Genomic DNA, 9,193 nt, shown 5'->3' on the forward strand with positions numbered 1-9,193 from the left:
ATGGCCTCCCTCGGGCTGCTCCTGGGTGGAGATTACTGAGTGGGCGTGGCTTTCGGGCATGGCCTGACCGTGTGTTGATTTCGGTTCGCCCGGGTGGTGCTGGTTGTTGATGTTCTGGTTTTTGCTCATGATGATTCTTCCTTTGGGCCCTCTCGAGGGGAGGGACCCGTGCCTAGGCGCGGTGGATCTTAGGCGGTCGTGAGCTGATAGCCGGCCTTCTCGACGGCGTCCTGGACGGACGACGCATCAAGGGGTTGGCTGCTGGTGACACTGACGGTTGATACGCCGCCAGGAACGAGAGCGATCCGGACATTGTCCACACCGTCCAGGGCGCTGATAGCGCCGCTGACACGGCTTGCACAGGAACCGCAGGTCAGGCCGGTGACCGCATAGTCGGCAGAGATCGAGCCTTCAGTCGTCGGCTGCGTTGCAGTGGCCTGCTGGGGCGCGCAGCACCCACACGACCCTCCCATGGGGGAGCTCGCATCCACGTTCTGGGGTCCGCTGATGTCGGTGAGGTTCAGCGGGGTCCTGACAGGGTCAGTCATGGTGGTCTCCTGCAAACGGTGAGCAACGAAGTGTCGAGGTAGCCGCGGCGAAGAACGCGTGAGCGCTGGTGAGGTTCTGGTTCCATCGCGCGGTGCAGTTGACCTGTACGGCGTACGTCCCGGGGAGGGGAGACTACCTTCTGAGGTAGAACCGAATGTATACCCCCCAGGGGTATACGTCAAGGTGTGGTGCATCATTGTTGGAGCGTCCGCTGGTGTGTGACTTTTAGTCGGAGATGGCAGTTAAATCGCAGTTTAGATTGGCGGTTTGTCGTCCCGTCCGGGGAGCCATCAATGGGTGATCGGCAGTTCATGGGACGGTGGGCGTTGGATGGCTGATCGGCCGAGCGGCAGTATGTCTCCTGATTTTTGCGTTGATTCCGCCGCTGTAGGTCTCGCCGGGTTCGGGTGTCTGCGGACCTTGGCTGAGATGCTTTGATGAATGCGAACAGCCGCGGAGCTGCGGGGTCTGTGACGCTTAGTCGTTTTCCCTAGATGGTTGCTTCGATGCGGGATTCCTGGCCGGGAGAGGGACTAACCAGCACGTGGCTGTGGTTGATTGCAAGCCGGCGAGTTTGGCGATGTCATCGGCGGGAAGCCTGGGTTGGTAGCTGATCCAGAGGGCACCGTGTTCAAGGGAGTGCACTGCCCGGGGTTTTCTGTACGGGCCGGTCGTTGGCTCCGCAGTTCGTCCACACCGGTGAGTGGTCTCCGCCGGCGCCGGGACGTTGCGGATAGGTCACCGCGGTCTGGACGTGGTTCCTGCTCGGGCCGGGATAGCTGGTGACTTCTTCGATCATGGTCGGGTCCTTCTCTGCTGCCGGGGTCGGTGTTGACCGCCGCCGTTTACGGCGAGCCCGTGGGTGAGCGCGCCGGTTGCGAGGAAGAGTGGCACGCCGACGGCGATCAGCGGCCGCTGGAATCGGGCGGGCGACTTGGCCCTTTTGTGGTGGTGGGTGAGCGTTGCTGTGAGCCGGGTGTTGTCCGGGGTTTCATGAGACCGCCTTCGGGTGCTGTGACCGGTTGCTTGTTTCCGTGGGGGGCTTACTGGTGCGCTGCGGCCCCGCCTACGGTGCGCTGCGGCCCCGCCTACGGTGCGCTGCGGCCGCGCCTACGGTGTGGTCGTTGCGGGTTTCTGGAAGAGGGGGCCTTCGAGGATGCTGCCGTGGAAGGTCCGGGCGGCGACGATGATCCACGCGGCGACCAGCAGGGTGTAGCCGGCAACGGCCATCGCGTCGAACACGGCGGGGCGGGGGTGGGCAGCGAGGCCAGTCGGGGCCGGGACGCAGGGGCCGGTGGGGAAGGGGAAGGACCACCAGGTCAGGGAGAACGGCAGGCCCTGGCGTGCGGTGCGGATGGTGATGGCGGTTGCGAGGCCGGCCCACATGAGCGCGAAGCCCAGGACCGGCACCCCGTACAGGACCCCGAAGGCTTCCATCGCCCGGGCCAGGGTCCCGGACACGGCGAGGTGGGCGTTTCCGCCCAGGAGATTCGCGGCAGTGATGGACTGGCCCAGCGGGCCCAGCACGATCCACAAGGTGGGAACGGCCGCCGCGGCCCCGATCTTGTGCCCGGCGAGGCGGTTCCAGATCAGGGTGGTGATGATGATGGAGGCCAGCAGGCTCAGTCCGAACATCGCGTAGCAGCCCATCAGCAGGGTCAGGCGTGCCTGCCCGGCCGGGACGTAGGGCAGCAGCAGCGCCCCGGTGGAGGCCGAAACCATAGGCGGGACGACAGGCATCAGCCAGCCGCCGAACGCACTGTCCGGTGTGACCTGGTGCCGGGTGAACTGCAGATACGGGACGGCGACGGCGCTGGCCAACCCCAGCAGGGTCCCGGCAGTCCAGAGCACCACATCGATGCTCAGTGCCAGCTGTTCGCCGAGGATGTCCTTTCCCAGCAGCAGGGTCCCGGCGCCGACGGTGAGAAGGGCCATGGGGGGTGCGCCGTAGAAGTGTGCCATCACCGGATGGCTGTGGTGGCTTCGGGCGGTTTCCCGGTACCGGATCCAGTGCACCCCGGTGGCGGCGCTCAGCAGGATCAACAGCAAGGACGCCAGGGCCCAGACGATGGTGGCGCCGGTGCGCAGGCCGGGGAACTGCAGGGGCAGCGTCGCGGCGGCGGTCGCGACGATCCCGGTACCCATGATGGAGGCGAACCAGTTAGGGGTCAGGTTCGCGAACAGCTCCGAGGGCTTCTCCAGACGGCGCAGGACGCGCCGGCCCCCGGTACGGCTACCCGGGGTCTGTGCCGGTGGTGTGGTGTGGTCCTTGTCGGCGGTCAGCAGCAGTGTTCCCATACCTTCCATGCTCCCGGTCTCGGACCTGGCGCAGTAGGGGGCATACACTTGTCAGGCTACAAGCCGGACTTGTATCTAATGCACCGTGTCTGAAGGAGAATCTCGATGCTCAGCCCCCGGATACCGGAGCTCTCCGCCCTGGAAATGCTCGCCGCGGTCCATGATCTGGGATCCCTCTCCGCCGCCGGGAAACACTTGGGTCTGTCCCAGCAGGCTGTCTCCTCCCGGATGCGTTCCCTGGAGTCCCAGATCGGGTTCGTCCTGCTGACCCGGACCCCGCGGGGGTCCACCCTGACAGAATCAGGTGAACTGGTCGCAGAGTGGGCCGCAGAGGTCCTCGCAGCCGGGGAACGGCTCGATGCCGGGATCGCCTCGCTCCGATCCGACACCGCCCGGCAGTTGAAGGTCGCGGCCAGCCAGACCATCGCCGAACACCTGCTGCCGCTCTGGCTGGTCGCGCTGCGCCGCCAGCAGGAGAGCCTCGAACTCGTCCCCACCGTCGTGGAGCTGGCGGTGAACAACAGTGAAGCCACCATAGCCCGGGTCCGATCCGGACAGGCAGCCATCGGCTTCATCGAAAGCCCACACCTTCCCCCGGACTTGAGTGCCGCGGCGGTGCAGGAGGATGACATGGTCCTGGTCGTCGCACCGGAGCACCCCTGGGCCCGGCGCCAGACACCCGTCACGGCCCGCGAGCTGGCAGCAACCGCGCTGGTCACCAGGGAACACGGCAGCGGAACCCGGGACGCCCTCGAGCACCTGCTCACCACCGCAGGGGCCCCGCCCCCGGTAGAACCAATGGTAGAACTCTCCACGACGGCGGCCGTCCGCTCCGCCATCGCAGCCGGCACGGCCCCCGGAGTACTCAGCGCTCTCGCCGTCCGCGACGACCTCGCACTGCACCGGCTCGTCGCCGTACCCGTTCACGGGCTGCCCCTACGCCGCACACTGACCGCCATCTGGCAGACCGGCACCTCACCGCCTCCCGGGCCGGCCCGTGACCTCGCAGCGATCGCCGCCAAAACTGTCCCGGGAACCAGCACCCGCCGGAAGTCATGAACCAAGCGACGTCGCGAAGCAGAGGAGATCGGCTACCTAAAACGACCGTCCATGAGATAGTTCGCAGACTTGCCGTCAAAAGCGGCGTGTTGTGTCTCGTGGCTCGTGTCCGAGAGCTATGTCTCGTCAGGTGCGTTCGCAATACATTTTGGGCATGGCAGCTGTTGGTTATGCGCGGGTGTCGACTCGGGAGCAGAAACTCGACGGGCAGACTGATGTGCTCAAAGCCGCCGGGTGCGAGAAGGTGTTCGTCGAGCATGCCTCTGGGGTGTTGGCGAAGCGGCCGGCCCTTGATGATGCGTTGGAGTATCTGCGGGCGGGGGACACCCTGGTGGTGACGAAGCTCGACCGTCTGGGTCGGTCGGTGCGGAACTTGAAGGAAGTCGCAGACAGTCTCGAGGATCAGGGTGTCGGGTTGAAGGCGCTGTCGCAAGGTATTGATACGACGACTCCGGGTGGGCGGCTCTTCTTCCATATGCTCGCGGCGATCGCCGAGTTCGAGCACGACCTGATCGTCGAACGCACGAAGGATGGTTTGGCCGCTGCCAGGGCGAGGGGGCGTAAGGGTGGGGGAAGGGTGAAGATGAGTGCGACGAAGATCCGGCAGGCACGGACCATGTATGAGGAGAAGACGTACACGGTGCAGCAGATCGCCGACACGTTCGGGGTGTCCCGGGCGACGATCTACCGCCACCTTGGCGAGGACGGGGGAGCGCGATGACCAGGATCGTTCTGTGGGTCTTGACCGCGAGCACCCGCTACAGTTACCTGCTCGTTCGCTCCCTGTTCCTGCTTCCACTGCTCGTGCTGCCGATGCGTCGGCGGGTTCGTCACCAGGTCGCCGGCGCCCTGGCCGTCGGCCTGTGGTTCCTTGGTGCCTTCGTCATCGTCGTTACAGCCGACGCACCGTCGTGGGGATTACTGCTGGTCGGTGGCGTCTTAGTCCTGGTCATTGGGTGGACCGTGTGCATGGAGAGGCGCCATGTCCTGGCCTACCGTTGAATCACTTACGTCCCCTGCCCCATGTCCCTGTCACGCCCGGTTCCGGCACGATGACGATGACTAGAGGAGGGTAGGGCAGTGGCGCGGCAGCCGAGGATAGAAACGGAGCGGTTCTGGGAGAAAGGCGTCAAGGGCCCTCGCCTGCAGGACTGTTGGATCTGGGTCGGCGCGATCGCGGACGACGGGTACGGACGGTTCTGGGTTCCCCGCGACGGGGGACAGCGGGCAGTGCGGCCGCAACGCTACGCCTATGAACACCTCACCGGTGAAACCCTGCACCCCGGCATCGCCTTGATGCACATGTGTGATGTGCCCTTGTGCGTCCACGCCAGCACTGGAGGAGACTCCCACTTACTGCCGGGTACTCAGGCGTTGAACATGCTGGACCGGTCGCGGAAGGGCCGTCATGCCAACGCCTCGACGTTTCGGTGGCGCGGGGTCGGCCGCGCCCAGTTCCACGCCCAGTCCGTGCAACTGCGTGCTGCTCTGCTTGAGCACGGTTGGAACGAGCCAATCATTCGGCCGTTGATCATAGGCCGTGACCCCAGTGCGCCAACTCTGTTCTAAAGCTCCTTCAGGGCGAGATCACCGGTGGGCTGGTCAACCAGATCAGGGGTAGTACATCGAAGACGTATTACCCCTGATCTCATGTATGCGAAACCATATCGACGGTTGTCAATGTCTGGGTATGCTGGGTGGCATGACGACGATTTCCGGGCCCCGAACTATTACTGTTACCAGGGCTGCAGACACGGGTTTCGCGACCACAGAGGTGATTGATGGGGGTCGGTGCTGTGTGCCCTCGGGTGCGCCGGCGATGAGTGCGCAGCGGGCCGAGGAGCTCTCGAAGCAGTTCAAGGCGATCGCCGACCCGCACCGGTTGCGCCTGGTCTCGTTGATTTCCGCCAGTCCGGAGAACGAGGCGTGTGTGTGTGATCTCATCGAGCCGTTGGATCTAGGGCAGCCGACGGTGTCGCATCATTTGAAGATCCTCGTCGACGCCGGGATCCTGCACCGTGAGAAGCGTGGTGTCTGGGCGTATTTCTCCATCATGCCCGGGGCCCTGGACACCCTCGCCGGTGTCCTCACCGAACCCAAGTAACGGCGCTTTAGCCTCCCGGGCCCGTTCTTACCTGGCCCCTGCTTCATTCCTGTTCGGTTCTTGTCTGCCCAGAAGAAGTGAGTGTCCCCTGATGAGTTTCAAGGCTGAGAAGCCCTCGGTGTTGTTCGTGTGTGTAAAGAACGGGGGTAAGTCCCAGATGGCCGCCGGTCTGATGGACAAGGTCGCCGGGGACTCCGTGACCACCGCCTCTGCCGGGTCGAAGCCGGGCTCCGCGGTCAACGATTTCTCGGCCCAGGTCCTGACCGAGGTAGGGGTGGATATCAGCCAGAATGTCCCCCGGCAGATCACCGCGGAGGACCAGAGCCAGGCGGACGTCGTTGTCATCCTCGGCGCCGAAGCGCAGATCGAGAGGGTCGAAGGGACCCTGTATGAGCGGTGGGTGACGGATGAGCCCAGCGACCGTGGGATCGATGGCATCGAACGCATGTGCTTGGTCCGCGACGACATCTTCGCCCGCGTCACCGACCTCCACCGGAAGCTCACCACCAGCTGACTCCCCGTCACTTCGTCGCCGGTGAGCTCGTGAGTGAGTTCATTGGTGTGTTTCTTCCTGCCCTCCTGTTAGGAGCCCTCTCGCTATGACTGCCATGACCGTGGTCGCTGTTCTGATCTTCCTCGCCACCTTGACCCTGGTCATCTGGCAGCCCAGGGGCCTGGGGATCGGGTGGTCCGCCCTGGGAGGGGCCGCCGTGGCCCTGGTGACCACGGTGGTGAGCCTGTCCGACATCCCGGTGGTGTGGGACATCGTGTGGAACGCGACGTTCGCGTTCGTTGCGATCGTCATCATCTCCCTGATCCTCGACGAGTCCGGATTCTTCCGCTGGGCGGCCCTCCACGTCGCCCGCTGGGGCAGGGGCAACGGCCGGCTACTCTTCACGCTGATCGTGCTGCTGGGGGCGGCGATCGCGGCGGTCTTCGCCAACGACGGGGCGGCGCTGATCCTGACCCCGATCGTCGTCCAGATGCTCCTGGCCCTGAAGTTCCCGGCCAAGGCTTCCCTTGCGTTCGTGATCGCATGTGGTTTCATCGCCGACGCTGGGAGCCTGCCCCTGGTGGTCTCCAACCTGGTGAACATCGTCACCGTGGACTTCTTCGACATTGGCTTCGCCCGCTACGCGGTCGTCATGGTCCCGGTCGGCATCGTCTCGGTGGCCGCGAGCCTTGGCATGTTGTTCCTGTTCTTCCGCAAGGTCATTCCCCGTACCTATGACGTGAGCGTCCTGGGAACACCCACGTCAGCCATCGCGGATCCTCTGACGTTCAAGACCGGGTGGATCGTCCTTGTGGTCCTGCTCATCGGGTACTTCGCCGCCGAACCCCTCCACATTCCTCTCTCGGCTGTCGCCGGCCTCGGCGCCGTGGTCCTCATGCTCGTCGCCTCCCGAAAACCCGCAGTCCTCTTCCGCCGCACCGCATCAGTGCTAGGCCCAGTGACAAACCCGATGGCAGCAGGTTCCGCGACGCAGACCCCGACGGCTGGGACTGATTGTGCCGGTCGGGCAGCGGACCTCGACGACGAAACCGTTGGCGCAGCCCATCGCTCCACCGACAGCACCACGGTCAATGCCTCTGCGGCCGACGTGAACACCTCTGATGTGAACATCGATGATGGATTCCTCACTTCAACAGGGGACGGCGTAGCTGTGCTCCCGGACGGGCGGATCTCGGTTCCACGGATTCTGAAGGAGGCGCCGTGGCAGATCGTCTTGTTCTCCATCGGCATGTACCTGGTGGTGTACGGGTTGCGGAACCAGGGCCTCACCGACGAGCTCGCCGGCGTCTTTTCGGCGATCAGTGACAACGGCGTCCTGATCACGGCCCTCGGCGTGGGTGTGATCGTCGCGGTCCTCGCGTCGCTGATGAACAACATGCCCACCGTGCTCATCGCCTCCCTCGCGATCGGCGCCGCAGGTGCTACCGGTGTGACACAGGAGGCGATGATCTACGCCAACGTCATCGGCTCGGACCTCGGCCCGAAGATCACCCCCATCGGCAGCCTCGCCACGCTACTGTGGCTGCACGTCCTGGACCGTAAGGGCATCCACATCGGCTGGGGCCAGTACTTCCGCGTCGGCATCGTCCTCACCATCCCCGTCCTGATCATCACCCTCCTCGCCTTGGCTGGCTGGCTCACCATCATCGGGGTCTGAGTAGGGAAACTACCCCGTAGATGACTTCAGGCTCGGCCTACACAGTGACGACTTCTCGAGCGGAGCGTGTCTATAGGAACATCACTGAGGACGCGGAGCCGGTGGAGTACATGGAGGACATGCAGGCAGAGCAGGAAGAGATGACCGGCGAGGAGTACGCCGTCACCAAGTACCATCTAGCCGGTGGTGCAGGAAACTGCACCACCTGCCCCGGCCCCGGACCTGTACGAGGCGAGGGAGGGGGAGCCGGTCAGCTCGCCGTTAGTGGGCGGGGCGCTTCGACGCCGGCGGGCTTACCTCAAACGGTGGTCACCGGCGACGAATCGCCGTCCCTCGCACACCCAGCCATCACCAGAACCACACCGTGCCACCAGCTCCGTACAGGGCACCCGCGTCAACACGCCGACACCCGATCAACCACCACACCCGCGGACGCGACGGGGGAGACCGACTACGTCGATCCCCCCGCACTCACAATCCGTCATGCGTGGGTCAAACCGTTAGGCCGCTGCTGTTTCGGCCGCGACCTGGTCAGCGACTTCGGTGGCTGATTCTGTGATCGTCGCCGCACGGTCCTCGGTCCCCTTACCGGTACTTGCACTTATGGTCGTTCCTACACCGTCGAGGACTCGTTTTACCTCCGCGCCACTCAACCCCAGGCGAGCCGCGACCGCCGCGCGCGACTCCCCGGTATCCAACATTGCGCGTACCTTCGCCCCAGCCTCCGCCAGGGCAGACGCCGCGTCTTCCTCGGCCTTCGCCAGGATCGCATCCGCGCGCTCCTGCGCCTCGGCGCGGATTTGCTCGGCGTTTTCCTGCTGCTCGAAGAACCCCGCCGCAAGGTCAATCAATTTCTCGTGCCGCTCGGTCAGCTCCTGCGCTTTCGCGCGTGCTTTCTCCCGTGCTGCGACCTGCTGCGCTGACTTCCGTGGTGCCGCCATAACGATCTGTCCCCTTCCACTCGACAACCTTGCACATGCGGGCGAACCATGCCCACTTACCTAACGGTCAG

The 9,193-nt window shown here is 64.7% G+C and carries 10 protein-coding genes; 6 read left to right on the plus strand and 4 right to left on the minus strand.

All coding sequences use genetic code 11. The features are described from left to right. Window positions 1-188 precede the first annotated feature (188 nt). The 3 genes from AC792_RS17205 to AC792_RS03185 form a co-directional block, all read right to left on the minus strand. On the minus strand, window positions 189-548 hold the full coding sequence (locus tag AC792_RS17205) for a heavy-metal-associated domain-containing protein (protein ID WP_160317597.1): 360 nt from the start codon (window positions 546-548) through the stop codon (window positions 189-191). A gap of 478 nt (window positions 549-1,026) precedes the next feature. Then, window positions 1,027-1,194: a DUF3105 domain-containing protein gene (locus tag AC792_RS18135; protein WP_200903350.1), complete on the minus strand. Its 168-nt coding sequence runs from the start codon at window positions 1,192-1,194 to the stop codon at window positions 1,027-1,029. 465 nt (window positions 1,195-1,659) lie between these two features. Next, window positions 1,660-2,847: a TDT family transporter gene (locus AC792_RS03185; protein ID WP_049829137.1), complete on the minus strand. Its 1,188-nt coding sequence runs from the start codon at window positions 2,845-2,847 to the stop codon at window positions 1,660-1,662. Window positions 2,848-2,952: 105 nt separating this feature from the next. On the opposite strand from AC792_RS03185, the gene AC792_RS03190 reads away from it, so the two are divergent. The 6 genes from AC792_RS03190 to AC792_RS03220 all read left to right on the plus strand — a co-directional run bounded on the left by AC792_RS03190 (window position 2,953) and on the right by AC792_RS03220 (window position 8,181). Continuing rightward, window positions 2,953-3,906, plus strand: a complete 954-nt coding sequence (locus AC792_RS03190; protein ID WP_082177341.1) for a LysR family transcriptional regulator — start codon at window positions 2,953-2,955, stop codon at window positions 3,904-3,906. A gap of 154 nt (window positions 3,907-4,060) precedes the next feature. Then, window positions 4,061-4,627, plus strand: a complete 567-nt coding sequence (locus AC792_RS03195; RefSeq protein WP_049829138.1) for a recombinase family protein — start codon at window positions 4,061-4,063, stop codon at window positions 4,625-4,627. After that, entirely contained in the window at window positions 4,624-4,908 is a 285-nt protein-coding gene (locus AC792_RS03200; RefSeq protein WP_049829139.1) for a hypothetical protein, read from the plus strand. Before AC792_RS03195 ends, AC792_RS03200 begins: the two co-directional genes overlap by 4 nt. 817 nt (window positions 4,909-5,725) lie before the next feature. Then, window positions 5,726-6,010, plus strand: coding sequence for an ArsR/SmtB family transcription factor (locus AC792_RS03210; protein ID WP_235436325.1), 285 nt, complete (start codon window positions 5,726-5,728; stop codon window positions 6,008-6,010). Between the two features lie 91 nt (window positions 6,011-6,101). Beyond that, complete coding sequence (locus AC792_RS03215; protein ID WP_049829141.1) at window positions 6,102-6,524, plus strand: arsenate-mycothiol transferase ArsC; 423 nt, start codon at window positions 6,102-6,104, stop codon at window positions 6,522-6,524. 85 nt (window positions 6,525-6,609) lie between these two features. Further along, window positions 6,610-8,181: an arsenic transporter gene (locus AC792_RS03220; protein ID WP_200903351.1), complete on the plus strand. Its 1,572-nt coding sequence runs from the start codon at window positions 6,610-6,612 to the stop codon at window positions 8,179-8,181. Between the two features lie 500 nt (window positions 8,182-8,681). On the opposite strand, the gene AC792_RS03225 is transcribed toward AC792_RS03220, so the two are convergent. Further along, window positions 8,682-9,122 carry a hypothetical protein gene (locus tag AC792_RS03225; RefSeq protein ID WP_049829143.1) on the minus strand — a complete coding sequence of 147 codons (441 nt, stop codon included), beginning with the start codon at window positions 9,120-9,122 and terminating at the stop codon, window positions 8,682-8,684. Window positions 9,123-9,193: the final 71 nt, after the last annotated feature.

This window comes from Arthrobacter sp. RIT-PI-e, from assembly GCF_001187915.1.
GTDB lineage: Bacteria > Actinomycetota > Actinomycetes > Actinomycetales > Micrococcaceae > Arthrobacter_D.

Bases quoted from the DNA above. Each gene is read 5' to 3' on its own strand.
- AC792_RS03185 (WP_049829137.1), bottom strand. From the start codon at position 2,847: ATGGGAACACTGCTGCTGACCGCCGACAAGGACCACACCACACCACCG.
- AC792_RS17205 (WP_160317597.1), bottom strand. From the start codon at position 548: ATGACTGACCCTGTCAGGACCCCGCTGAACCTCACCGACATCAGCGGA.
- AC792_RS03220 (WP_200903351.1), top strand. From the start codon at position 6,610: ATGACTGCCATGACCGTGGTCGCTGTTCTGATCTTCCTCGCCACCTTG.
- AC792_RS03215 (WP_049829141.1), top strand. From the start codon at position 6,102: ATGAGTTTCAAGGCTGAGAAGCCCTCGGTGTTGTTCGTGTGTGTAAAG.
- AC792_RS03195 (WP_049829138.1), top strand. From the start codon at position 4,061: ATGGCAGCTGTTGGTTATGCGCGGGTGTCGACTCGGGAGCAGAAACTC.
- AC792_RS03225 (WP_049829143.1), bottom strand. From the start codon at position 9,122: ATGGCGGCACCACGGAAGTCAGCGCAGCAGGTCGCAGCACGGGAGAAA.
- AC792_RS03210 (WP_235436325.1), top strand. From the start codon at position 5,726: ATGAGTGCGCAGCGGGCCGAGGAGCTCTCGAAGCAGTTCAAGGCGATC.
- AC792_RS03190 (WP_082177341.1), top strand. From the start codon at position 2,953: ATGCTCAGCCCCCGGATACCGGAGCTCTCCGCCCTGGAAATGCTCGCC.
- AC792_RS03200 (WP_049829139.1), top strand. From the start codon at position 4,624: ATGACCAGGATCGTTCTGTGGGTCTTGACCGCGAGCACCCGCTACAGT.